We start from the raw sequence: 22,284 nt of genomic DNA, 5'->3' as shown, positions 1-22,284 counted from the left end.
ATGTTTGGAACATTGCTACAAGTTGCTATGGGGGGCGCAATCGGTGCCTCTGGCCGGTATTTGACCGGGATCGCTGCCGTGCGGCTGTTGGGGCACGGGTTTCCGTGGGGAACATTGATCGTAAATGTGGTTGGGTCCTTCTTAATGGGTGTTCTGGTCGTGGTGATGGCGCAGAAATTCGGCACCCGTTTTGCCCCCTTTCTGATGACTGGTTTATTGGGAGGGTTCACAACATTTTCGGCGTTTTCATTGGATGCGTTGACCTTGTATGAACGCGGGCAAACCGGGCTGGCCACAGGGTATGTATTGGCGTCAATTGTGCTGACGTTATCCGCAATCGCATTGGGCGTTCTGATGACACGCATGGTGACAGCATGAGCGGCGTTCAGTCTTTAACAGTTCAGCCCGACGATACAGATCAGCGACTGGATCGCTGGTTCAGGCGGCACTTTCCCCATGTGACCCAAGGGCGGATTGAAAAGATGTGCCGAAAAGGTGAGATCCGCGTTGATGGTGGGCGGGTCAAACCCGCGACCCGTTTGACGGAGGGGCAAAGCGTGCGTGTGCCGCCATTGCCTGATCCCGGCTTTCAGCCCCCCAAGCCACAATCCACCAAAATCACGGACGCGGATACAAAGCTGATCCAGTCTTGCGTCATCTATCGCGACGATCACATTATCGCGTTGAACAAGCCGCCGGGTTTGCCAACACAGGGTGGCAGCAACCAGCCTCGTCATGTGGATGGGCTGGCTGAGGCTCTGAAATTCGGGTTTGAAGAGAAACCGCGCCTGGTTCATCGTTTAGACAAGGACACGTCAGGTGTACTGCTTTTGGCGCGCACACGTCAGATGGCACAGGCGCTGACAGCCGCGATGAGGCACAAGGAAACCCGCAAGATTTACTGGGCCTTGGTGGCCGGCGTTCCGACCCCGTATTTGGGGGAGATCAAATACGGGTTGGTAAAAGCACCAGGCCATGGGCTGCATGGGCAAGGCGAAAAGATGCACTGCGTCCACCCGCGCGATGTTGATGCGACGCCGGGCGCCAAGCGTGCGATCACCCAATACGCAACACTCTACCGAGTTGCCAGCCGGGCGGCGTGGGTGGCGATGGAGCCGATTACCGGGCGAACCCACCAGCTGCGCGCGCATATGGCCGAGATCGGGCATCCGATTGCCGGGGACGGCAAATACGGGGGATCAGGTCAGGAAAATCTTGGGGATGGATGGGGCGCTCAATTGGGTGGGATTATTTCCCAGAAACTCCACCTGCATGCCCGCACCATGGCGTTTGAACACCCGGTGACGCGCAAGCCTGTAACCATTCACGCCCCTTTGCCCGATCACATGGCGCAAAGCTGGGACACGCTGGGCTGGACCGACGATTTGGCCGCAGAGGATCCGTTTGAGGACCTTCGATGAGTGAGCTGAACCTTGTGGTTTTTGATGTCGACGGGACATTGGTCGACAGTCAGGCACATATCTATGCCGCGATGGAACGTGGGTTCCAAAGGGTGGGGCTAACCACCCCCAAACGAGAACAGGTTCTGGAAATTGTCGGCCTCTCATTGCCAGAAGCGATCGCGCAACTGGCCCCGGAACATAGCGCGGCCACACAGGCGGAATTGGTTGAAGGTTACAAATCCGGATACATGAGTTTGCGATCCGAAGGGGCGGAGACCCTGTCGCCGTTATTTGCAGGGGCAAGAGAGGCGCTGGATCATCTCAAAACCATGCCTTCAACGCTGCTGGGCGTGGCCACCGGGAAATCACGTCGTGGGCTGGACCACCTGATCGATCAACATGCGCTCCATGGATATTTTTTAACCCTGCAGGTGGCGGACGATCATCCGTCGAAACCTCACCCGTCAATGTTGGACCAAGCGTCAAAAGAGACAGGCATTGACGGGGGGCGGGCCATTATGGTCGGCGATACCGAATACGATATCTCGATGGCGCGTGCCGCCGGTTATACGGCAGTGGGTGTCTCTTGGGGGTATCACGCGCCTGACAGGTTGCGCAAAGCCGGGGCGCATACGGTTGTCGAGGATTTCGGCGAACTTTTGGATGTTATCGAAACACACAAAGGCTAAGCGTGATGTCGGATTGGGCACCAAAACGATTTTGGAAAGAGGCACAGGTCGTTGCGGCCGAAGAGGGCTTTACCGTGCATCTGGATGGCCGCGCAGTTAAGACCCCTGCCAAGGCAGCGCTGATCGTGCCCACCCGACGGTTTGCATCCAGAATCGCGGCAGAGTGGGACGCACAGGTCGAATCAATTGATCCGGTTTCAATGCCATTTACCCGTCTGGCCAATGCTGCGATCGACAAAGTTGCCGTTCAGTTTGATGAAGTCGCATCGATGCTTTCTGAATATGGTACCTCGGATCTGATTTGTTATCGCGCGGCGGAGCCTGAGGAATTGGTTGCGCGACAAGCCCAGGCGTGGGACCCGCTGATTGTGTGGTCAGCCGAATCATTGAACGCACCGTTGGTGCCGGTTCAGGGCGTGATGTTTCAATCACAGCCTGCCACGAGTTTGGACAGATTGATCGCACACGTCCAAGCGATGACACCCTTCGAGCTTTCGGCCTTCCACGATCTTGTCAGCACGTCCGGATCACTGATTCTTGCCTTTGCGGTTGTAAAATCACACCTCACCGCGACTGAGGCGTGGGCGCTGTCACGGGTCGATGAGTGTTGGCAACAGGAACAATGGGGCGTCGATGAGGAGGCAGAAGAGCTGGCCGAACACAAAAGACGCCAATTTGAGCTCGCCTCTGAAATATTTGATCTTTTGGTCTAGTATTGGTGACATTTTAGTACGCAACGCACCTGATTGCCCCTGCGTCACTTGCAAAATCAAGGTCTTAAATTGAGATCGGATTAAGCTATTTGTTCTCAGCACTTGACCTTTACAGGGATAATTGACCAAAATCACCTCCACTAGGGGGCAACCCCGATGTGTTTATGTCCGTTGTTACGGCGATGGGCAGAATAAAATATGCCACACACTCACGTGGCACATCAGGAAGAGGTAAAAATGAAAAAATCCGTATTTCTCGGCGCACTGACCGTCGCCGGTATTGTCGCTGGCGGCGCTTTTGCAGGTACTGCCGATGACGTAAAAGCACGCGGTCAGCTGAATTGCGGCGTCACACCAGGTCTGGTTGGCTTCTCTGCACCGGACGCAAATGGTGAATGGCAAGGTTTTGACGTCAGCTATTGTCGCGCCGTTGCTGCGGCAGTGTTGGATGACCCAAGTGCAGTCCAATTCGTTCCGACCACAGGTAAAACACGTTTTACCGCATTGGCATCGGGCGAAATTGATGTTCTTGCACGAAACACCACGTGGACCTTTAGCCGCGATGTCGATCTGAAGTTCGAATTCATCGGCGTAAACTACTATGACGGCCAAGGCTTCCTTGTTCCCAAGGAGCTGGGCGTAAGCTCTGCCAAAGAGCTGGATGGTGCGACCATTTGCATTCAAACCGGCACCACCACAGAGCTGAACCTGGCGGATTTCTTCCGTGCCAACAACATCAGCTATGAGCCGGTGCCGATCGAAACCAACGCCGAAGCACTGCAGCAATATTCGGCAGGTGCTTGCGACGTGTATACGACGGACGCATCTGGTCTGGCGGCATCTCGTGCGACCTTTGAGAACCCAGATGATCATGTCATCTTGCCGGAAATCGTTTCCAAAGAGCCGCTGGGCCCGCTGGTCCGCCATGGCGACAACGAATGGGGTGACATTGCGCGCTGGACTCTGAATGCGCTGGTTGCTGCCGAAGAACTGGGTGTGACATCTGCCAATGTTGCCGAACATGCTTCTGCCCCTGGCGACAACCCGGAAATCAACCGCCTGATGGGCACCGAAGGTAATCTAGGCGAAATGATTGGCCTTAATGCTGACTGGGCTGTTAAGGCGATTTCTGTCGCTGGTAACTATGGCGAAATTTTCGAGAAAAACATCGGCCATTCTTCTCCGGTTAAACTGGACCGTGGTTTGAACGCACAGTGGACCGATGGCGGCCTGCTTTACGCTCCGCCGTTCCGTTAATATCGATCTTGCTAAGGGCGCGGTTATACCGCGCCCTTCTGCGTTATTAGAAGTATGATCCTGAGCCGCTCAGAGCGTGACATACACGCCGTATTCAATAGGTCAGGACAACGGGGAAGCATCAATGTCTACAATTACTGACCCTCCGAAGGCGTCGTTTCGGCTATCACAGCTGATCTACGACACCCGGTACCGGTCGATGACCATTCAGGTTGTCGCGATGATCGGATTTCTCATGCTGATTGGCTGGCTGATCAGCAACACGGCGGCAAACCTTGCCAGCCTGGGAAAAGAACCCAGTTTTAAGTTCCTGTGGGAACCGGCCGGGTATGACATTAACCAGCGCCTGCTGGAGTATAATTCGCAAAGCCCGCATATTCGCGCGGCTTTTATCGGCCTCTTGAACACGCTGGTTGTGGCCGTGCTTGGATGTATTACAGCGACGATTTTGGGCGTGATTATAGGCGTTTTGCGGCTGTCCAAGAACTGGTTGATCGCACGCCTCATGACCATTTATGTAGAAATGTTCCGCAACGTTCCGGTCCTGTTGTGGATCGTGTTCGTGATGGCGGTCCTGATCGAAACATTGCCATCGCCGCGCGACTTCCGGGGTGAAAATCCCGAAGCCACGATGAATCTTTTAGACACCGTTGCTTTGACCAATCGTGGCGTATACATCCCTGAACCGCTGTTCAGCCGAGGGCTGGGTGACATTTCGGTATTCGGCGGCGCGTTTGAGATCAGTCTGGATCTGATCGCAATTCTGATCGTTCTGGGCGCGGGCTTGTTTGTGTCCAAAAAGATCAAGATGCGTGCAGATGAAATCCAAGAAAAGACCGGGGATCGTCCAACAACGTGGCACAAAAGATTAGGTGTTGTTGCTGGGCCGCTGATCGTCCTTCTGGCCGTTTTGGGTTTTCACTTAGGATATCCCGCACTGAAAGGGTTTAACTTTGCTGGCGGCACACATTTGCGCAATTCGTTGATTGCGCTGTGGTTGGCGTTGTCACTCTACACGGCGGCCTTCATTGCAGAAAACGTTCGTGCAGGCATTCTGGCGATCTCGAAAGGTCAGACAGAGGCCGCCGGGGCTCTGGGTTTGCGTCCGAACCGGATCATGAGCCTCGTGGTGTTGCCACAAGCAATGCGCGTGATCATTCCGCCGCTGATTTCTCACTACTTGAACCTGACCAAGAACTCTTCGCTTGCGATTGCGGTGGGATATATGGACCTGACCGGAACGCTAATGGGTATCACCCTGAACCAGACCGGTAAGGAATTGGAAACGGTTATGTTGGGAATGCTGATTTACCTGACGATCTCTCTGAGCATCTCGATGGTGATGAACTGGTACAACAATCGTGTAAAATTGGTGGAGCGGTAAGATGTCTGATATTGGATTTGTCCGTGCGGAAATGTTGCCGGAAAAGGCACCCCCCGCTTCCACGGTTGGTGCTGTCGGCTGGGCCAAGGAAAACTTGTTTTCCAGCCCGTTTAACACAGGTCTGACGCTGTTTTCAGTTGGCCTGATATATCTGGTTCTATCCTCATTGCTGCCGTGGATGTACTCTCCGACCTGGAACGCGACCTCGTTGAGCGAATGTCGGGGGATCCTGCATGAACTTGGCCGCGAAGGTCACTTTGCAGGGGCGTGTTGGGGTGTGATCCGGGATCGCTGGGTGCAGTTGATCTTTGGTTTCTATCCACCAGAGCTCTATTGGCGGCCGATCTTGGCCTTCATTCTGTTGGGTGTTGCTCTGGCTCCGGTCTTATTTGCAGAAAAAGTACCTGCAAAGCTGATTTGGTTCAGCATGATCTATCCGTTCATGATGCCTTGGTTGCTTTGGGGCGGTCTGATTTGGTCGCCCATTGGCGCCGCGTTGGGATTTGTCATCGGGTATTTTGTGTTCAAGGCTGTGAACACTGCTGCAGGCAGCCTGTTTGGCATCATCGCCGGTGTCATTGCGGCGCTTGTTTGGTGGCTGGTCTTGTCCGGGGTGATAATGGGGGCGATCGGCAGTGTGATCCCAATTGGAATTCAAGCTGTTGAAAGCCGTGCATTCGGGGGCATGATGCTGTCGATTACCATCGGTGTTGTTGCCATCGCCTGTTCATTGCCGTTGGGCATCGTGTTGGCTTTGGGGCGGAAATCAGATCTGATGATCGTCAAGGCGCTGTGTGTGGGCTTTATCGAGTTCATTCGCGGTGTCCCACTGATCACCCTGTTGTTCGTCGCATCGACGTTGTTGAATATTTTCATGCCACCTGGCACGAATTTTGACATCATCCTGCGAGTGTTCATCATGGTGACTTTGTTCGCCTCGGCCTATATGGCAGAGGTGATCCGGGGTGGTCTGGCCGCGCTGCCAAAAGGTCAATATGAGGGCGGCGATAGCCTTGGCCTGAACTACTGGCAGGCACAACGGCTGATCATCATGCCGCAGGCATTGAAAATCTCCATTCCGGGGATCGTGTCGACCTTCATCGGGGTGTTCAAGGATACAACGCTGGTGTCCATCATCGGGCTTCTTGACCCGTTGGGTCTCAGCACCTCAGTCCGTGCGGACCAGAACTGGAACGGCATCGTGTGGGAGCTGTATGGCTTCATCGCGTTTATGTTCTTTGTCTTCTGTTTCGCCATGTCCCGTTATTCCATGTATCTGGAGCGTAAGCTTCAGACTGGTCATCATTAAGGAGTTCAACCATGTCTGAGCTTAAATCTGATCGTGAAATTGACCGCTCTAAAATGCAGGTCAGCGACGAAGTCGCCATCCAAATCACCAACATGAACAAATGGTACGGTGCGTTCCACGTGTTGCGTGATATCAATCTGACCGTAAATCAGGGGGAACGGATTGTTATTGCCGGACCGTCCGGTTCCGGCAAGTCGACCCTGATCCGCTGCATCAACCGGCTGGAAGAACACCAACAAGGCAGCATCGTTGTGGATGGAACTGAATTGTCTTCTGACCTGAAGAACATCGACAAGATCCGGTCGGAGGTTGGCATGTGCTTTCAGCACTTCAATCTGTTCCCGCATCTGACCATTCTGGAAAACTGCACGCTGGCCCCAATCTGGGTGCGCAAGACGCCCCGTAAAGAGGCCGAAGAAACGGCGATGCATTTCCTGGAAAAGGTGAAAATCCCCGAACAGGCCGACAAGTATCCAGGTCAGCTTTCCGGCGGTCAGCAGCAGCGTGTGGCGATTGCCCGGTCTTTGTGCATGCGCCCGCGGATCATGCTGTTTGACGAACCGACATCGGCGTTGGACCCGGAGATGATCAAAGAGGTGCTCGACACTATGATCGAACTGGCAGAAGAGGGTATGACCATGCTGTGTGTGACCCACGAGATGGGCTTTGCCCGTCAGGTTGCCAACCGCGTGATCTTTATGGATCAGGGCCAGATTGTTGAACAGAACGAACCGGAAGAGTTCTTTAACAATCCAAAGAGCGAACGGACAAAACTGTTCCTCAGCCAAATCCTGGGGCACTGATTTCTGCACCAAAATTATTGAAAGCCCCGGTTTTCCGGGGCTTTTTTATATCAGGTCTCGGGGGACGATGAAGTCTTTGGCGGCTCCTCTTTGGTCAAGCGCCTCAGCCCAATTGTTTGCCCCAAATTCAATCACGCAGGTGGAGGCTGTTGGGAACCGAAAAAATGATGGGTGATCAGGGGGATTTGCCACAAGGCGTTCAGCCAGTTCCGCGATGCCGGGATTGTGCCCGATCACCATAACGCAGCCTTCCACCCGCCGTGCAATGGCGCGCATCATCGCCGCAGGGGACGCATGGTAGAGGGCGGAGTTTAATTCCAGATCAGGCGTGGGATTAAGATGCGGCTCGACCAATTTCCAGGTTTCGACAGTGCGTTTCGCCGTAGAACACAGGACCACATTCGGAACGTGATTTTGCTGCTGCAACCACTTCCCGATTGCGTCAGCACTTTTTCGGCCCCGGTCATTCAGTGGACGGTCGTGATCAGTAATCTGAAAATTATCCCAGCTGGATTTCGCATGGCGTAACAGGATCAGGCGTAATGTCATTCTGGGTGGAAACTCTTCATATGAAATGCAGATTGCGCCTCTACCCTGCCATAGCGTTGGGACACGGGGCAAGCCCGTCTGACCGCGCAGCCCTTGGTCATGCAATCCTGCCCATCTGGCGTATCCAGATAACTGTGACACCGATCAAGGTCATAGCCGTCAGGTGTCAGGGCATTGACGGGGCAAGCAGTGATACATGGCTTGTCACAGCTACTACAAGGTACAGGTGGTGTCTCAGCTTGAATGACAGGTGTGGGTAGTGCAATCGCGCCCCTGAACGACACCCACAGACCTGCTGTATCGTGAACCAGCAACGTGACCGGGGATTGCCAAGATCGCCCGGATTGCTGCGCCCAGCGAAAAAACGGGGGGTAGGGCGGGCCGTCTGACGGGAAAAGGGGGGTGCCACCCAGATTTTGAGCAAGCGCGCCGATGATCCTTTTGGACCAGCGGTCCAGCGGATCAGGGCCGTCATCTTGATACTCAGGTGATGCTGAAAACACGTCCCAAAAGCCCGGTTCATGAGGGCCGAAAAGGATAACAGATTGGCAATCTGCGGGAACCGGATCGCCGGGCCGGGGCGTTACGACACCGAAAACTTCCAATGCGGTTTCGCGACTGTATTGCGACAGTATCGCGACGGTCATTTGCGGCGGAATGGTAGCCATAAGCTCCACCCAAGTTTTGTTGGTCGATCGTCCTGCCATTGCAGGCCAATCACCATGTCCTGATGACCATCCGCGGGTTGGGGGATGTAGGTGCCAAACAGGCGGTCCCAAATCGATAGGGCAAAGCCATAGTTGCTGTCATGCTCGTGCCGATGGATGGAGTGATGCACCCGGTGCATGTCAGGCGTCACCAAAACCAGGCGCAGTACACGGTCCAGACCCAACGGCAGACGCAAATTGGCGTGATTGAACATGGCTGTACCGTTCAGGATGATTTCAAACATGACAATTGCAAGTGCCGAAGGACCGATAAGATAAACCAACCCGATTTTCAGCAGCATGGATAGCGCGATTTCGACAGGATGAAAGCGAATTGCGGTGGTGACGTCGATATCCCGATCCGCGTGATGCACCCGGTGCAAGCGCCACAAGATCGGGATCTTATGGGTGATCAGATGTTGGGCCCATATGGCAAAGTCGAAGATCAGGATCGCAATCAGGACCTTGAACCACCCGGGCAAGGATATCAGGTTCAGCAGGCCCCAACCCATTTGTCCTGCATCAATTGCGGCGCCGACGGCCAGCAGAGGCATCCCCACCGCCATGACACGCAATGTCAGGGTGTTCAGGATGGTCATGCCCCAATTGGTGCCCCAGCGCCGTACGCGGCCATAGGCGCGCCTGCGACGTGGTACCTGGGCCTCTGCCAATGCAAAGAGGGCAAAGAGGCCCAGGAAAATGCTTAGACGAATGGTGGCTTCGTGTTCCATGGTGGGATCACATCACCATCCGTCTGGCGGGTCAACGCGTGAAATCATATCTGCATGCTGCAGGAGGTATGAAGCTGCGGCAAATGCGTCATGGTCACGCTGGCCATATCAATCATGTTGGCAAATGGTTTTGTTTCCTCTGCTGCCATAAAGGCCTGCCCGGCGGATTTGGCCTCATCTTCATTGTCCCAAAACACCAGATCGATCCAAGCGTCGTCTTCCTTGACCAATGTGCGATATTGAAAACCGGGTTGCGCAGCGGCCCAGCTTGTGACCTGTGCAGCAGCGGCCAGAAACGCGGTCTCATCAATACCAACATTGGTGCGAAAGGTGACTTTTTCCAAAGTGGGGGTCATGTGAATCTCCGTTTGTTGTGACGGCGAAAGTGCCGTTACAAACATTGATACATCACCCCTGCTGACAGCTGAGTGTCAGCAGGATTTCACCCGGCCCGAATAATTGACCCTGCACCGTGGTCGGTGAACAATTCCAATAGGCAGGCATTGGGTGCGCGCCCGTCCAGAATGACGGCAGCGCGTACGCCGCCCTCGATCGCCTGAACGCAGGTTTCAGTTTTCGGGATCATACCGCCGGCGATCACACCATCCTCTGTCATCTGTCGGATGTTTTCGGTGGACAGGGCTGTCACCAAATCACCATTGGCATCCTTAACCCCCGGAACATCGGTCAAAAGCAGCAGGCGATCAGCTTTCAGCGCCGCAGCGATGGCACCGGCTGCGGTGTCGCCATTGATGTTGAAAGTTTCGCCATTTCGCCCTGAACCGAGCGGGGCAATCACCGGTATAATGTTGGATTCAAACAATGTTTTTAAAACCGATGGGTTAACCTCGGTCGGGGTTCCAACAAAGCCCAGATCAGGATTGGTCTGTTCACAGATGATCAGGTCCGCATCCTTGCCAGACAGCCCAACCGCACGGCCACCCTGACGGTTGATGGCCTGAACAATGCGCTTGTTGACCCGACCCGCCAGCACCATTTCCACGACTTCGACTGTGGCCTTATCCGTGACCCGTTTGCCATTGACGAATTCGGATTTGATATCCAGCTTACCCAGCAATTCATTGATCATCGGGCCGCCGCCATGAACAACGACCGGGTTCACCCCCACCTGGCGCATCAGAACGATATCGCGGGCAAAGGTATCCATAGCCTCGTCATCGCCCATCGCGTTGCCACCGAATTTGATGACGACAATCGCATCTGTGTAGCGTTGCAGATACGGCAGAGCCTGGGAAAGTGTACGGGCGGTGGCGATCCAGTCGCGGTTCATGATTTGCTTCTTCATATCTTCTGTGTCCCTGTCATCAGCCATTTTCCTGATAGGGCGGCGAAGGGCAAGAGCATTCTCAATCAATCGTGGCGATGATGCTGCGCAATGTTTCCAGCCCGTCGCCTTTTTCAGAGGAGGTGACGATCATCTCGGGATAGGCAGCAGGGTGTTTGGCCAGCGCGGCACGGGTGACATCCAGCGCCTTTTGCCGGTCCGCTTCCTTGACCTTATCGGCCTTGGTCATCACCACCTGAAAGGTCACTGCAGCGCGATCCAGAAGCGTCATGATCTCTTCATCTACGGCTTTGGCGCCATGGCGGCTGTCAATCAGGACAAAGGCGCGGCGCAGGCTTTGACGGCCCGACAGATAGGATTTTAGCAGGCGCTGCCATTTTTCGACCACCGCCAGCGGGGCGTTGGCATAGCCATATCCCGGCAAGTCCACCAGATAATGGCTATCGCTCAGGGTGAAAAAGTTGATCTCTTGTGTGCGGCCCGGTGTGTTAGAGGCCCGCGCCAACCCCTTGCGCCCCGTCAGGGCGTTCAGCAGGCTGGATTTACCGACATTCGACCGACCGGCAAAACAAATCTCTGGCCGGTCTGCGTCAGGCAGGCCAGACATGGCAACCACGCCTTTCAGAAAATCGGTTTGCCCGGCAAAGAGCTTTCTACCGCGTTCTGCGGTGGCGGCATCCGGTTGTTCGGCGATCGGGAAGGGTAGCGATGTCATGAAGGGACTCCGATTGTCATCTTGTCGCCGACGGTCACTGTGCCGCCCTTGGTGATTTCAACAAAGACGCCAAAATTGGGATGGCCAAAGGCGGTGTTCAAATGCCCCAGAACGTCAACATCCTCAACCCCGGTTTCGGGGTTCCCACTGGGCGCGCGGCAGCGTTCCACCGGCTTGAGGATGCGGCCGGTCAGGGGGCCGAACGTTATTTCCTGTCCGATCAGATCCAGTTCCTGCCAGGCGGTGAGGTCATCGATCCACAAGTTGCCACGAAACCTGCGGCGGTCCAGCGGATGCCCTATCGAATTGGATAGGTCCTTCAGGCTGGCATCTGACATCAGGGTCACGGTCTGGGTGCTGCTGTCAGTCATGCCGCGATCAGGCAGATGGACCAGATAGTCCGGTAAGGGGCGGTTGTCTGGGTAGAGCGGCAACAGCCATTCAATCAGCGCGGCCTCTCCAGCCTCTGTCATCGGGTCAAAGACAAGATCCGGCCGGGCCGGGTGCGACAGGCGCATCTGTCCATCCGCCTCTCGCGCCGTAGAGACCGCCATCAGCGTCGGCGCTTTGGCCCCGCGGATGAAGGCCATGCAGCGGGTCCAATCCGGCGCGTTTCTGTCTATTTTCGCACCCTGCTGTGCCAGCGCCCATTCGCGATCCCCGGGCATGGTTTGCCCGGGGTGCAAAGTGACGCTTTCCAACGCTTCGACACCCAATCCTTTGATCGGATGTCGAAAAAGTGCGCTAATGCGGGGGGACATTACTTCTTATCCGGTTTGCTGGCGTCTTTTTCGCGCTTGAAACTGGATCTGATATTGCCGAACACATCCGGGTGATACCCGTGGCTGCGCATGATCGCATATTGCTGCAGGAACGTGATGGTGTTGTTGGCGATCCAGTACAGCACCAGGCCACTGGCAAAGCTGCCCAGCATGAACATGAACACCCAAGGCATCCAGGCAAAGATCATTTTCTGCGTGGCATCGGTTGGGGCGGGGTTCAGCTTTTGCTGAAGCCACATCGACACACCCAAAACGATCGGCATGATCCCGATAAAGACCAGCGCAAACAGCGATCCGGGTTCCGGTGACGCCCAGGGAAAAATCCCAAACAGGTTAAACAACGAGCTGGGATCAGGCGCGGACAGGTCTTTGATCCAGCCGATCCATTCGGCGTGACGCAATTCGATGGTGACAAAGATCACCTTGTAGAGAGAGAAGAAGATCGGGATCTGCAACAGGATCGGCAAACAGCCTGCGGCCGGATTCACCTTTTTATCCTTGTAGAGCTTCATCATCTCTTGCTGCATTTTCTGGCGATCATCGCCGCAGCGTTCCTTCAGCGCCTCCATCTCTGGCTGCAGCTCTTTCATCTTGGCCATAGAAGCGTAGGATTTATAGGCCAGCGGCAGCACCGCGGCCTTGATCACGATGGTTAGGGCGATGATCGACCAGCCCATATTGCCGATCATCTGGTTGAGCGTGTGCAAAAGCCAGAACATCGGTTTGGTCAGGAAGAAGAACCAGCCCCAGTCGATCGAATTCAAGAAACCCGCAACACCGCCTTCGTTCTCATATTCGCGAATGGCTTCCCATTCCTTGGCACCCGCAAATAGTTCGGTCGTGACAGAAGCAGTGGCGCCCGGGGCGACGGTGGTGGTGGGCAGGCGCGCCTCTGTCAGGTAAAGATCAGCATTCGCGCGGTAGAGTTCCTTGGCCGTAAACGCCTGACCCGCTTCTGGGATCAGCGTTGTCATCCAATAGTGGTCGGTAAAGCCGATCCAGCCATTTTCTGTAACATCAGTGACGGAGGCTTGAGAGGCCTCGCGCGGGACGACGGGAAGATCGGCAAGGTTGCCATAGTCATTTTCGGTCAGTTCCCCATCGGCCATGCGAATGGCGCCTTCGTGAATGATGAAGAAACCTTTCAGATCTTGCGGCTCGCCATGGCGGACCAAGAGCCCGTAAGGGGCCATCCGCACGGACCCTTCGCTATTGTTTTCAACCGATTGGGTGACGGTAAACATGAAATCCGCGTCTACGGATATCTGACGGCGGAAGGTCAGGCCGCGCGGACTGTTCCAGACCAGATTGACCGGGGATGCCGTGGTCAGTGTATCGCTGCCCTCAACCTGCCACAGGGTGTTGGCCCCGGGGACGTCGGTCAATTGCAGGTCGCCACCAGGGGCCCAGCCATAGGTGGAATAATAGGCCTGATCCTGATCTTCGGGCTTTAGCAAAGTAACGATTTCCTGCGACCCGACAGCGACCCGGTAATCTTTCAGTGACAGATCGTCGATCCGGCCACCCAACAGGGCAATGGAACCGGTCAGGCGCGGGGTGTCGATGGCAATGCGCGGCGCATCTGTGATGGACACAGTGGCGGGCGTGTTGGTGACGGGTTCAGTAACCACGTCTGCGCCGGTTTCAGCAGCGGCCGGTGTCAGCCCGTCGGTTTGACTGGAATCCGTTCCAGATGCAGCGTCGGCCAGGTCTTCTGGATTTTGCGGCGGAAACAGTGCCAGCCAGATCACCATGACGATGGTTGACAGCAAAATAGCGAGAAGAAGGTTCTTATTCTGATCGTCCATGAGAGGGCGCCCACCTGTCCATCTGTAAAGGTTTTGGGGGTTGAACAGACTGGGGCAGGAAATGTCAACACTCGCTAGCAAAAACAGGCAGAATTCAGTTGCAGCGCGCTATCACGATTGTTGCGATCTTGCCTCTTCCAGTACCTCTGTACCGAGATGAGAGCGATATCGCAGCAACCATTCGGGAACATCTTCGGGCGGCAGGGGCCTGGCAAAGTGAAAGCCTTGCGCAAATTCACATCCCAGTTGGTCGACCAGTTTATGTTGATCTGCTGTTTCCACCCCTTCGACCAGACAATCGATGTTCAGTTGGTCGGTCATTGTCACAATCGCACCAACCAATCTTTGTTGTGCGGGATCATCGCAGATATTGCGGATGAAAGAGCGATCGACCTTTAACCGGTTCACGGAAAAGCGCTGAATACTTGCAATTGACGATTGCCCCGTTCCAAAATCATCCAGCTCGATCCGGCAACCAAGGTCAGAGAGCATTCGGATATTGCGGGCGACAATTTCGATGTCAGACCGCGCCACAACCGTTTCAAGGATTTCGATCGAGAGCCTATGCGCCGGCAAGGAAAAGCGGCCCAGATTTCGGCGAATGCGATCCAAAAGTTTGGGGTTTTGCAGCTCGCTCAGCGAAAAGTTCACGGAGACCGTGGGCACTCCAAGTTCGGCCTTGTCCCAGGATGACAAGCTGGTCAGCGCGCTGAACAAGATGACCTCAGAGAGTTTTTCCGACATGCCGGTGTCTTCGATCAGGGGCAGAAATTCGGCGGGCGGGATTGTGCCATGTTCCGGGTGATCCCATCGCGCCAGGGCTTCAAATCCGGTTACCTGCCCGTCCGCCAGCCTGATTTGCGGTTGAAACCATGGGCGAATTTGATTGGTATCCATCGCCTTTTCGATTTCTTTGGCCAGGCCGCGTTGGGAAAACACCAACCGGTTCATATCGGGTGAAAAGGCCCGCACAGCGCCGCGACCATGGCGTTTGGCGACGATCAGTGCGTTTTCTGACGCTTCGAGCAGATCAGGTTCGTTGGGTCCATCAGACTGATTCATAGACGAAAACCCGATATTGGCGGTCAGATAGGCCGATGCCCCCTCGATTTGGAAGGGTTCTGCCAAAACTGTCTGAAGCCGTGCCGATATCTGCAGAAGGTTGTCCAGCTCTAGTTCTGATACCGGCGACAATGTCAGGCCAAATCGCGGCCCCTCTAGCCGCGCCAGAATGTCGCCTGCGCGCAATCGTTCAGAAAACCGCCCAGCCAATTGCGACATGACCTGACCCGCGGTTCCGTGTCCAAAACGATCACAAAGACGATCAAAATCCTCAACCTCAATCTGAAAGGTTGCAGTGTTCAGCTGTTCTGCCTGGGCCAATTTCAGATATTTTGACGTCTTATCGATAAGATACTGCCGATTTTGCAGCCCGGTCATCGGGTCGATTTCATACAATCTGCGTTTGGCGACTGCTGGATAGGAATTCAGCGTGCCAAACAGGCTGGTCGCGAAGGCCAAAAGGATCAGTATAGGTTCCCCGCCCAACCAGAAGGCCGCCAGAAAGGCCGCGGGCAGAAAGGTGAACACCTGCGGGGGTGACGTGATCAGGGCAAAAAGCTCTTTGCCGCGAATTGCAAGGTTTGCCATTCTGTCTGCCTCCGCCCCTGGAAATTTAATCACTCGGGAAGGTTAGGCGGACAGTGTCACCATATTCTTAATCAAGACGGCCTTTAATCTGCGTCAGACCCACGTTGCAGACCCGCGAAATCAAAGAGTTTCGGGTCGAGCAAATGACTGGGGCGCGCATTCATCAGGGCGCGGAACATAACCTGACGGCGACCGGGAGAGTTTTTTTCCCATCCGTCCAAGATTTGTTTGACCTGCTGACGTTGCAACCCGTCCTGAGACCCGCACAGATCACAAGGAATAATCGGGTAGTTCATGGCGGCGGCGAATTTTTCACAATCGGCCTCTGCCACATGGGCCAGCGGGCGATAGACGAACAGATCGCCCTCTTCATTCACCAGTTTCGGTGGCATTGTCGCCAAGCGACCACCGTGAAAGAGGTTCATGAAAAACGTTTCCAGTATGTCGTCGCGGTGATGGCCCAGGACTACGGCAGAGCAGCCTTCCTCCCGCGCAATGCGATAGAGGTTGCCGCGTCGTAGTCGTGAACACAGCGCGCAATAGGTGCGACCCTGCGGGATCTTATCGACAACGATGGAATAGGTATCTTGGTATTCGATCCGGTGCGGCACCTGCATCCGTTCCAGAAATTCGGGCAGAACAGTTGCCGGGAACCCCGGTTGACCCTGATCCAGATTGCAGGCCAGCAGATCGATGGGCAAAAGCCCGCGCCATTTTAGTTCATAGAGCACGGCCAGCAAAGTATAGCTGTCTTTGCCGCCGGATAAGCAAACCAGCCACCGGGCACCGCGTTCGATCATCCCGTATTGTTCAATTGCCTCACGCACTTCGCGAACGATGCGCTTGCGCAGCTTCTTGAACTCTGTCGTCGAAGGTGCGCCATGAAACAGCGGATGGATATCGTCAAGATGATCGAGCATGTCGCGGCCATAGCGGAGTTATGAAAATCTGGCAAGCGTTGGAAAAGGAAAGCCCCCGCCGTTTCCGGCTGGGGGCTGTTCTGATCAACTCACACACATTCACTCGATCAGATGGTCCGATACGCGGGGCACTGGTTACGGGTACTTGTTACGTTGTGAACCATTTACTTAACTTACTCTTAAAATTTAAGGCATGAGGTGCTTTGGAACCAGTTGTCTTTTGGTATCAGTTTCGGGTCAAATTGAACTTGTTTGTGGCGACAATCGATCTGTCCGCCGCAAACAGTGTCTCAATTCGGGCAAATCCTGATGGAATGCGCCAAACCTGGGGCAGGGTGCATCATTTCACGAGTCGGATGTCGAATCGTGCGAAAATTGGGGGTTTAGCGACTCAGTTTCCAGTGCAATAGTGCGCCCAAAATGTGGAGCGCCGTGCCGGAGGGAATCATCCCGTCACGATCCGCAAAACGAGGAGAATAATCTTGGAATTTGTGCAAGTTACGACCGCCGCAGAAGCGTCGCAGCGGCTCGCTGATGCGTCTGGCCGCGCGTATGTTTTGGCGGGTGGAACGGATCTGCTGGTGCAGATGAAATCGGATATTCTGTCACCTGATTTGGTGGTGGATATCAAATCGATCCCCGGAATCGGTGAAATCACCGAAGAAAACGGTGGCCTGCGCGTTGGCGCAACTGTCCCTGGGGCCGCGCTAAGCGAACATGCTGGTCTGGCCGCTGCCTGGCCTGGCGTAGTCGAGGCGACACAGCTGATCGGATCGACCCAAGTGCAGGGCCGCTGCACCATGGTGGGCAACCTATGTAATGGCTCCCCCGCCGCTGACAGCGTACCGGCCTTGGTGGCTGCCGATGCAGTGGTGCGGGTCGAGGGCCCCGAGGGTGCCCGCGATTGTTCGGTGATGGATATCCCCGTTGGGCCGGGCCGCAATTCATTGGCCAAGGGCGAGTTCATCAGCTCTGTCTTTCTCCCTGCGCGCCCCGAACGGTCTGGCGATGCTTATCTGCGCTTCATCCCAAGAACTGAAATGGATATCGCCGTGGCTTCTGCCGGGGTTAGCCTGACTTTGGATGCCGATGGCACAGTCGCTGTCGCGCGCGTGTCGCTGGGTGCCGTGGCCCCGACCGTGGTTTTGGTGCCAGAGGCGGCAGACGCGATCATAGGCAGCAAGTTGGACGATACAGCGCTTGCGGCGCTGGCCTCGGCCTGCGAGGCAGCGTGCAACCCAATTGATGACAAACGCGGTACGATAGAGTTCCGCACCCAGGTGGCCGGGGTCATGGCCAAACGCGCGGCAAAGATCGCCTATCAGCGCGCAGGAGATGCAGCATGAGCAGACATGTAGTGACAACAACAATCAACGGCGACACGCATGAATTTATCTGCGGCGCCGGGGAAACCTTGCTGGACGTTTTGCGCAACCGTCTGGGCCTGACCGGCGCCAAAGAGGGCTGCGGAACCGGCGATTGCGGCGCCTGCAGCGTAACGATGAATGGCCGACTGGTCTGTTCCTGCCTGGTGCTGGGCGCCGAGACAGAAGGTGCAGAGATTACCACGATCGAGGGCATGGCAGACGCCGACGCCCTGCATCCGCTGCAAGAGGCGTTTCTGGACAAGGCCGCGCTGCAATGCGGGATCTGTACGCCCGGCATTTTGGTGGCGGCCAAGGCTTTGCTGGATGAAAATCCAGACCCGACCGATGAGGAACTTCGGTATTGGCTGGCGGGCAATCTGTGCCGTTGCACCGGATATGACAAGATTATCAGAGCCGTCCAGCACGCGGCCGCAGAGATGAGAGGTGAATCCCATGGCGCTTGATCATCAGCCGAAGCGAGAGTTCAAGGTCGTAGGCACCCGACCACGCCGCCCCGAAGGCATCGATAAGGTCACCGGCAAGGCGCTTTATGGCGCGGATGCCTTTGCCCCCGGCATGTTGCATGCGCAAATCCTGCGCAGCCCACATCCCCATGCCCGTATTGTCAGTATCGATACCTCCAAGGCAGAGGCTCTGCCCGGGGTGAAGGCGATTGTCACCAATGCCGATTTTTCCGATGCGATCGAGGATGAGTCCGTCTGCGATGTGCGTGACAATGTGCTGGCACGTGACAAGGTGCTTTATGACGGTCACGCCATTGCCGGCGTGGCTGCCACTACGACAGAGGTGGCAAAAGCTGCTGTCAAACTGATCGAGGTGGAATACGAACTTTTACCTCATGTCACCGATGTTGACGCGGCAATGGCGCCCGACGCCCCGGTGGTTCTGTCTGGCCGCGCAGATGAAAATGTCCCTGCCGGGTTTTCTGAAAACGTGTGCCGGTTCTATGAATTTGGTCACGGCGATCTGGACGCGGGTTTTGCCAAGGCCGACATCGTTATCGAACGCAGCTTTGAAACCGCCGCGACCCATCAGGGTTACATCGAACCTCATGCCTGTCTGGCGTCGATGAATGCCGATGGTAAGGGGGAGCTGTGGCTGTGCACGCAGGGGCAGTTTTATATTCGTGAACTTTGCGCCGAAATTTTGGGGATGGAGGCAAGTCAGTTGCGGGTCACCGCCTCTGAAATCGGTGGTGGATTTGGTGGCAAGACGACCGTATGGGCGGAACCTGTTGCTTTGGCCTTGGCCAAGAAATCCGGGCGTCCGGTGAAACTGGTCATGACCCGGTCAGAGGTGTTCCGTGCCACAGGACCAACCGTATCTTCGGCCACCGATGTGAAAATCGGCATGACCAAGGATGGCCGGATCACTGCGGCGGATGCAACATTGCGCTATCAGGCCGGGGCGTTTCCAAATGGGACTGTGCAATTTGGCGCGCAAGCCGCCTTTGCCGCCTATGATCTGGAGGCCGTGCGCACCCATGGCTTGAGCGTCATGACCAACCGCCCGAAAGAGGCCGCCTATCGCGCCCCCGGGGCACCAATGGCGATTTATGCGGTCGAAAGCGTGGTGGATGAGTTGTGTCAAGAACTGAGCCTTGATCCGCTGGATGTGCGCCTGAAAAACGCGGCCCGCGCTGGGACGCTGTCCTCTTACGGGCCGACCTTCCCCGATATCGGGTTGGTAGCCACACTGGAGGCCGCGAAAGAGCATCCGCATTATTCCGCCCCCTTGGGTGAAAATCAGGGCCGGGGGATTTCCTGTGGTTTCTGGTTCAACTTTGGCGGCAACACCTGTGTCACTCTGAACCTGAACACCGATGGCACCGTGGGTGTCACGGAGGGCAACCCGGATATTGGCGGCTCCCGCGCCTCGATTTCGATGATGGCGGCGGAAGAGTTGGAAATCCCATATGAAAAGGTGCGCACGGTTGTGACCGACACCAATTCGCTGGGCTATAACGACACCACCGATGGCAGCCGGGTAACCTTTGCCGTTGGTCTGGCCACGATAGAAGCCGCCCGCGCCGCCAAGCGTGAAATGTGCCGCCGGGTTGCGAATATCTGGGGGTTGGAGGAAGAGGCCGTTGAGTGGAAAGACGGTGCCGTGCATCCGGCTGGCCCCAATGCCGGGCAGCATGATCCAATGGCGCTGGCGGACGTTGCTGCGATTTCCCACAACACGGGCGGGCCGATTGCCGGGCATTTCGAATGCAACGCTGATGGCGCCGGTGTCAGCTTTGGTGTCCATATCGCCGATGCAGAGGTGGACCCTGAAACGGGATACACCAAAGTTGTGCGCTACACAGTGTTCCAGGACGCGGGCAAAGCCGTGCATCCCGACTATGTCGAGGGGCAGATGCAGGGCGGAGCGGTTCAGGGGATCGGCTGGGCTCTGAACGAGGAATATATCTATGGGAAGGACGGGCGCCTGCAAAACCCGATTTTCCTGGATTACCGGGTTCCTGTCGCCTCTGACCTGCCGATGATCGATACGGTCATCTTGGAAATTCCCAATCCAGGCCACCCTTACGGGGTGCGTGGTGTTGGCGAAACCCCAATCGTGCCACCATTGGCGGCCCTGTCAAACGCCGTGTCGCGGGCGATTGGCAAGCGACTTTTCGAACTGCCGATGTCGCCGCCCAAGGTTCTGAAGGCGATCAAGGGCTAATGGTTCGGGTCAAGCTCTGGGGTTCTTTGCGCTCGCTCGCGGGTGGTGACGAGATGGTAGAGCTTGAGGCGCGCAATCTGAAAGAGGTGTTAGACGGCTTGGCCGCCCGACACCCTGGACTTGCCCCGCAGATCAAGCGCGGCGTGTCCTTTGCCGTAGATGGGGTGATCTATCGCGATGCGTGGTTCACCCCGGTGCGCGAAGATCAGGAAATTGTACTGATGCCCTATATGGTTGGCGGATAACCGAACAGTTCAGACAGCTGGATTGACATTGCCATCCATCGTGGAGGATGATGTGAATTACATCATCAGATCATTGGGTGCCCCATGGCCCACCGTGCCACAATCGCAGATATTGCCCGCACTGCCGGGGTTGGAACCGCGACCGTTGACCGGGTTCTAAACGGGCGCGGTAATGTGCAGGCCGCCACGGCACAAAAGGTCTATGGCGCCGCCGAAAAGGTGGGATATCACGCCGCCGCCCTGATCCGGGAGCGGTTGAGATCAGACCTGCCAGAGCGACGGTTGGGATTGCTTTTGCAAAAGGAAAATCAGGAATTTTATCAGCGTCTCGCCCGGGTGTTCGAAGTCAGTGTCAACGCATATCCCAACGCGCGGGGGCGGGCAGAGATTGTCTTTGCCCGGTCTCAGGACCCAGAGGAACAAGCGCGTTTGTTGATGGAATTGGGGCGGCGCAATCACGTGGTTGCGGCGACCACGGTCAATCATCATGAAACGACGCGCGCGGTCAGTACTTTGGCGGATCGAGGGGTGCCCGTCTTTGCCCTGATGAACGATTTTGCGCAAGGCGTGCGCAACAGCTATATCGGCCTGAATAATATGAAGATTGGGCGTATGGCGGGATGGGCGATTTGCAACCTGGCCCGCTCCACAGGCAAGGTTGCAGTCTTTGTCGGGGGCAGCCGCTGGCACGGTCACGAACTGCGGGAAACTGGATTCCGGAGCTATTTTCGCGAACAAGCACCCGAGTTTGAACTGTTGGAAACACTGGTGAACCTGGAAACCCGTAATGTGACATATGAGGCGACTCTGGATCTGTTGCAGCGCCACAGCGATCTGCGCGGTATATTTGTCGCCGGTGGCGGCATGGAGGGTGCGATTGAGGCCTTGCGAGAAGCCCGAGCCCCGGGTGATGTGGCCATGGTGGTGAATGAGCTGACAGATGTGTCCGGCCGGGCTTTGCAGGATGGGTATGTCTCTGTGATCAACAACACACCTGTCTCTGCCCTGTGTGATGCGGCGGTGCAATTAATGATGAAGGCGGCAGAGACGACGGGGCGCAGTGAAAACCGTCAGATTTTCCTGCAACCGGAGCTGTATGTTCCAGAGTCTCTGTAGTTTGATGTAATTACATCATGATTCCCCGTTGGATTGCATCAGGGTTGATGTGATTGCTTAAGAATTCAGATTGAATACCTCCCCTTCTGTCTGCCACCAAGGATAAGACACTGTGCCTGAATACGGAGGCATTGGA

23 protein-coding genes are annotated in these 22,284 nt (G+C 55.8%); 13 read left to right on the top strand and 10 right to left on the bottom strand.

The annotated features are described in order from the left end of the window. The 8 genes from crcB to AC2D8P_RS11860 all read left to right on the top strand — a co-directional run bounded on the left by crcB (position 1) and on the right by AC2D8P_RS11860 (position 7,558). Positions 1-378 (top strand): fluoride efflux transporter CrcB, encoded by a 378-nt coding sequence (gene crcB, locus AC2D8P_RS11895; RefSeq protein ID WP_484702955.1) that lies wholly within the window; start codon positions 1-3, stop codon positions 376-378. After that, on the top strand, positions 375-1,421 hold the full coding sequence (locus AC2D8P_RS11890) for an RluA family pseudouridine synthase (RefSeq protein ID WP_484702954.1): 1,047 nt from the start codon (positions 375-377) through the stop codon (positions 1,419-1,421). The genes crcB and AC2D8P_RS11890 overlap by 4 nt, the downstream gene beginning before the upstream one ends. Beyond that, positions 1,418-2,092: an HAD-IA family hydrolase gene (locus AC2D8P_RS11885; RefSeq protein ID WP_484702952.1), complete on the top strand. Its 675-nt coding sequence runs from the start codon at positions 1,418-1,420 to the stop codon at positions 2,090-2,092. The genes AC2D8P_RS11890 and AC2D8P_RS11885 overlap by 4 nt, the downstream gene beginning before the upstream one ends. 5 nt (positions 2,093-2,097) lie before the next feature. Further along, the gene (locus tag AC2D8P_RS11880) at positions 2,098-2,805 is read left to right on the top strand and encodes an ATP12 family chaperone protein (RefSeq protein WP_484702951.1); all 708 of its coding nucleotides are present in this window, start codon (positions 2,098-2,100) and stop codon (positions 2,803-2,805) included. Between the two features lie 237 nt (positions 2,806-3,042). Then, a complete protein-coding gene (locus AC2D8P_RS11875; protein WP_484702950.1) occupies positions 3,043-4,062 on the top strand; it encodes an amino acid ABC transporter substrate-binding protein in 1,020 nt (339 codons plus the stop codon). A gap of 124 nt (positions 4,063-4,186) precedes the next feature. Beyond that, entirely contained in the window at positions 4,187-5,446 is a 1,260-nt protein-coding gene (locus tag AC2D8P_RS11870) for an amino acid ABC transporter permease (protein ID WP_484702949.1), read from the top strand. Position 5,447: 1 nt separating this feature from the next. Further along, positions 5,448-6,755, top strand: coding sequence for an amino acid ABC transporter permease (locus tag AC2D8P_RS11865; RefSeq protein WP_484702947.1), 1,308 nt, complete (start codon positions 5,448-5,450; stop codon positions 6,753-6,755). 11 nt (positions 6,756-6,766) lie between these two features. Then, on the top strand, positions 6,767-7,558 hold the full coding sequence (locus AC2D8P_RS11860) for an amino acid ABC transporter ATP-binding protein (protein WP_484702946.1): 792 nt from the start codon (positions 6,767-6,769) through the stop codon (positions 7,556-7,558). A gap of 45 nt (positions 7,559-7,603) precedes the next feature. Here AC2D8P_RS11860 and AC2D8P_RS11855 read toward each other — a convergent pair whose 3' ends face one another. The 10 genes from AC2D8P_RS11855 to ttcA form a co-directional block, all read right to left on the bottom strand. Continuing rightward, positions 7,604-8,107 (bottom strand): SixA phosphatase family protein, encoded by a 504-nt coding sequence (locus AC2D8P_RS11855; protein ID WP_484702945.1) that lies wholly within the window; start codon positions 8,105-8,107, stop codon positions 7,604-7,606. Further along, entirely contained in the window at positions 8,104-8,754 is a 651-nt protein-coding gene (locus tag AC2D8P_RS11850; protein ID WP_484703006.1) for a ferredoxin, read from the bottom strand. Before AC2D8P_RS11850 ends, AC2D8P_RS11855 begins: the two co-directional genes overlap by 4 nt. Beyond that, complete coding sequence (locus AC2D8P_RS11845; RefSeq protein ID WP_484702944.1) at positions 8,751-9,545, bottom strand: sterol desaturase family protein; 795 nt, start codon at positions 9,543-9,545, stop codon at positions 8,751-8,753. Before AC2D8P_RS11845 ends, AC2D8P_RS11850 begins: the two co-directional genes overlap by 4 nt. A 44-nt stretch (positions 9,546-9,589) precedes the next feature. Next, on the bottom strand, positions 9,590-9,901 hold the full coding sequence (locus AC2D8P_RS11840) for a hypothetical protein (RefSeq protein ID WP_484702942.1): 312 nt from the start codon (positions 9,899-9,901) through the stop codon (positions 9,590-9,592). An 86-nt stretch (positions 9,902-9,987) separates the two neighbouring features. Next, entirely contained in the window at positions 9,988-10,851 is an 864-nt protein-coding gene (argB, locus tag AC2D8P_RS11835) for an acetylglutamate kinase (protein WP_484702940.1), read from the bottom strand. Between the two features lie 61 nt (positions 10,852-10,912). Next, positions 10,913-11,566 (bottom strand): ribosome biogenesis GTP-binding protein YihA/YsxC, encoded by a 654-nt coding sequence (gene yihA / locus AC2D8P_RS11830; RefSeq protein WP_484702939.1) that lies wholly within the window; start codon positions 11,564-11,566, stop codon positions 10,913-10,915. Then, positions 11,563-12,327, bottom strand: a complete 765-nt coding sequence (locus AC2D8P_RS11825) for an MOSC domain-containing protein (protein ID WP_484702938.1) — start codon at positions 12,325-12,327, stop codon at positions 11,563-11,565. The genes yihA and AC2D8P_RS11825 overlap by 4 nt, the downstream gene beginning before the upstream one ends. Then, positions 12,327-14,156 (bottom strand): membrane protein insertase YidC, encoded by a 1,830-nt coding sequence (gene yidC, locus AC2D8P_RS11820; RefSeq protein ID WP_484702936.1) that lies wholly within the window; start codon positions 14,154-14,156, stop codon positions 12,327-12,329. The genes AC2D8P_RS11825 and yidC overlap by 1 nt, the downstream gene beginning before the upstream one ends. Positions 14,157-14,267: 111 nt before the next feature. After that, on the bottom strand, positions 14,268-15,806 hold the full coding sequence (locus tag AC2D8P_RS11815) for a putative bifunctional diguanylate cyclase/phosphodiesterase (protein ID WP_484702935.1): 1,539 nt from the start codon (positions 15,804-15,806) through the stop codon (positions 14,268-14,270). Positions 15,807-15,889: 83 nt separating this feature from the next. Next, positions 15,890-16,726, bottom strand: coding sequence for a tRNA 2-thiocytidine(32) synthetase TtcA (gene ttcA, locus AC2D8P_RS11810; protein WP_484702934.1), 837 nt, complete (start codon positions 16,724-16,726; stop codon positions 15,890-15,892). 482 nt (positions 16,727-17,208) lie between these two features. On the opposite strand from ttcA, the gene AC2D8P_RS11805 reads away from it, so the two are divergent. The 5 genes from AC2D8P_RS11805 (at position 17,209) to AC2D8P_RS11785 (ending at position 22,148) form a co-directional block, all read left to right on the top strand. Continuing rightward, the gene (locus AC2D8P_RS11805) at positions 17,209-18,072 is read left to right on the top strand and encodes an FAD binding domain-containing protein (protein ID WP_484702933.1); all 864 of its coding nucleotides are present in this window, start codon (positions 17,209-17,211) and stop codon (positions 18,070-18,072) included. Beyond that, the gene (locus tag AC2D8P_RS11800) at positions 18,069-18,557 is read left to right on the top strand and encodes a (2Fe-2S)-binding protein (protein ID WP_484702931.1); all 489 of its coding nucleotides are present in this window, start codon (positions 18,069-18,071) and stop codon (positions 18,555-18,557) included. The genes AC2D8P_RS11805 and AC2D8P_RS11800 overlap by 4 nt, the downstream gene beginning before the upstream one ends. Beyond that, the gene (locus AC2D8P_RS11795; protein ID WP_484702930.1) at positions 18,547-20,787 is read left to right on the top strand and encodes a xanthine dehydrogenase family protein molybdopterin-binding subunit; all 2,241 of its coding nucleotides are present in this window, start codon (positions 18,547-18,549) and stop codon (positions 20,785-20,787) included. The genes AC2D8P_RS11800 and AC2D8P_RS11795 overlap by 11 nt, the downstream gene beginning before the upstream one ends. Further along, the gene (locus tag AC2D8P_RS11790) at positions 20,787-21,032 is read left to right on the top strand and encodes a MoaD/ThiS family protein (RefSeq protein ID WP_484702929.1); all 246 of its coding nucleotides are present in this window, start codon (positions 20,787-20,789) and stop codon (positions 21,030-21,032) included. The genes AC2D8P_RS11795 and AC2D8P_RS11790 overlap by 1 nt, the downstream gene beginning before the upstream one ends. A gap of 84 nt (positions 21,033-21,116) precedes the next feature. After that, positions 21,117-22,148, top strand: coding sequence for a LacI family DNA-binding transcriptional regulator (locus AC2D8P_RS11785; RefSeq protein ID WP_484702928.1), 1,032 nt, complete (start codon positions 21,117-21,119; stop codon positions 22,146-22,148). Positions 22,149-22,284 lie beyond the last annotated feature (136 nt).

This window comes from Roseovarius sp. YIN77 (assembly GCF_057219155.1).
This window is presented reverse-complemented; position numbering and strand designations above follow the sequence as displayed.

What these genes read in the sequence shown, in the direction of transcription:
- crcB (WP_484702955.1), top strand. Translation starts at nt 1, where the DNA reads ATGTTTGGAACATTGCTACAAGTTGCTATGGGGGGCGCAATCGGTGCC.
- AC2D8P_RS11890 (WP_484702954.1), top strand. Translation starts at nt 375, where the DNA reads ATGAGCGGCGTTCAGTCTTTAACAGTTCAGCCCGACGATACAGATCAG.
- AC2D8P_RS11885 (WP_484702952.1), top strand. Translation starts at nt 1,418, where the DNA reads ATGAGTGAGCTGAACCTTGTGGTTTTTGATGTCGACGGGACATTGGTC.
- AC2D8P_RS11880 (WP_484702951.1), top strand. Translation starts at nt 2,098, where the DNA reads ATGTCGGATTGGGCACCAAAACGATTTTGGAAAGAGGCACAGGTCGTT.
- AC2D8P_RS11875 (WP_484702950.1), top strand. Translation starts at nt 3,043, where the DNA reads ATGAAAAAATCCGTATTTCTCGGCGCACTGACCGTCGCCGGTATTGTC.
- AC2D8P_RS11870 (WP_484702949.1), top strand. Translation starts at nt 4,187, where the DNA reads ATGTCTACAATTACTGACCCTCCGAAGGCGTCGTTTCGGCTATCACAG.
- AC2D8P_RS11865 (WP_484702947.1), top strand. Translation starts at nt 5,448, where the DNA reads ATGTCTGATATTGGATTTGTCCGTGCGGAAATGTTGCCGGAAAAGGCA.
- AC2D8P_RS11860 (WP_484702946.1), top strand. Translation starts at nt 6,767, where the DNA reads ATGTCTGAGCTTAAATCTGATCGTGAAATTGACCGCTCTAAAATGCAG.
- AC2D8P_RS11855 (WP_484702945.1), bottom strand. Translation starts at nt 8,107, where the DNA reads ATGACATTACGCCTGATCCTGTTACGCCATGCGAAATCCAGCTGGGAT.
- AC2D8P_RS11850 (WP_484703006.1), bottom strand. Translation starts at nt 8,754, where the DNA reads ATGACCGTCGCGATACTGTCGCAATACAGTCGCGAAACCGCATTGGAA.
- AC2D8P_RS11845 (WP_484702944.1), bottom strand. Translation starts at nt 9,545, where the DNA reads ATGGAACACGAAGCCACCATTCGTCTAAGCATTTTCCTGGGCCTCTTT.
- AC2D8P_RS11840 (WP_484702942.1), bottom strand. Translation starts at nt 9,901, where the DNA reads ATGACCCCCACTTTGGAAAAAGTCACCTTTCGCACCAATGTTGGTATT.
- argB (WP_484702940.1), bottom strand. Translation starts at nt 10,851, where the DNA reads ATGAAGAAGCAAATCATGAACCGCGACTGGATCGCCACCGCCCGTACA.
- yihA (WP_484702939.1), bottom strand. Translation starts at nt 11,566, where the DNA reads ATGACATCGCTACCCTTCCCGATCGCCGAACAACCGGATGCCGCCACC.
- AC2D8P_RS11825 (WP_484702938.1), bottom strand. Translation starts at nt 12,327, where the DNA reads ATGTCCCCCCGCATTAGCGCACTTTTTCGACATCCGATCAAAGGATTG.
- yidC (WP_484702936.1), bottom strand. Translation starts at nt 14,156, where the DNA reads ATGGACGATCAGAATAAGAACCTTCTTCTCGCTATTTTGCTGTCAACC.
- AC2D8P_RS11815 (WP_484702935.1), bottom strand. Translation starts at nt 15,806, where the DNA reads ATGGCAAACCTTGCAATTCGCGGCAAAGAGCTTTTTGCCCTGATCACG.
- ttcA (WP_484702934.1), bottom strand. Translation starts at nt 16,726, where the DNA reads ATGCTCGATCATCTTGACGATATCCATCCGCTGTTTCATGGCGCACCT.
- AC2D8P_RS11800 (WP_484702931.1), top strand. Translation starts at nt 18,069, where the DNA reads ATGAGCAGACATGTAGTGACAACAACAATCAACGGCGACACGCATGAA.
- AC2D8P_RS11795 (WP_484702930.1), top strand. Translation starts at nt 18,547, where the DNA reads ATGGCGCTTGATCATCAGCCGAAGCGAGAGTTCAAGGTCGTAGGCACC.
- AC2D8P_RS11790 (WP_484702929.1), top strand. Translation starts at nt 20,787, where the DNA reads ATGGTTCGGGTCAAGCTCTGGGGTTCTTTGCGCTCGCTCGCGGGTGGT.
- AC2D8P_RS11785 (WP_484702928.1), top strand. Translation starts at nt 21,117, where the DNA reads ATGGCCCACCGTGCCACAATCGCAGATATTGCCCGCACTGCCGGGGTT.